We start from the raw sequence: 693 nt of genomic DNA, 5'->3' as shown, positions 1-693 counted from the left end.
CTACCCAAGATACTCTGTATCGATGAGGATGCCTTCGCGCCGGAAGCTTCGATGACTACTAAAAAACAACAATCAGAGGCAGCACACTAATGAATCAAGAAACGATTTATATCACCGGTGCAGCGAGTGGCATTGGCCAGGAAATCGCACGGCGCTACGTAAAAACGGGTGCCAACCTGGCCTTATTCGATCTAAAGTTTGATGAGCAGGCAAAATCGCTTATTGAGGATCTAAGGCATAACTCCAGTCAGGGTATTGCCTATTACGAAGCCGATGTGACAGACCTGGATGGCCTGCTTAAAGTAGTTTCAGAAGCGGCGTGTCATGTGGGATTACCAACGATAGCCTTGCATTGTGCAGGTATTAATCGCACTGGTTTATTTGAAGCTGTACCAGCTAAAGAGTTTGAGACTGTTGTGACAGTTAACCTTTTTGGTTCTCGTAACTTTGCTCAGGCGACTATTCCTTTATTGAAGAAAAACAAAGTGCCTAGCAAGTTAGCCTTGGTGGCTTCTATGGCAGGGTTGGTCGGTACTTATGCCTATACCTCTTACAATGCCTCTAAGTTTGGGGTGGTGGGTTTAGCTCAGGCCTTGCGCACCGAACTGGCGCCTGAAGGTGTAGCGGTTCAAGTGATTTGTCCGCCAGAAGTTGATACGCCGATGGTGCATGAAGAACACAAAACTATTCACC

At 46.9% G+C, this 693-nt stretch carries 1 protein-coding gene; it reads left to right on the top strand.

All coding sequences use genetic code 11. The annotated features are described in order from the left end of the window. Positions 1–89: 89 nt before the first annotated feature. A partial coding sequence (locus A3735_RS04700) for an SDR family NAD(P)-dependent oxidoreductase (protein WP_068637662.1) occupies positions 90–693 on the top strand: 604 nt, incomplete at its 3' end.

The organism is Oleiphilus sp. HI0061, from assembly GCF_001635675.1.
This window is presented reverse-complemented; position numbering and strand designations above follow the sequence as displayed.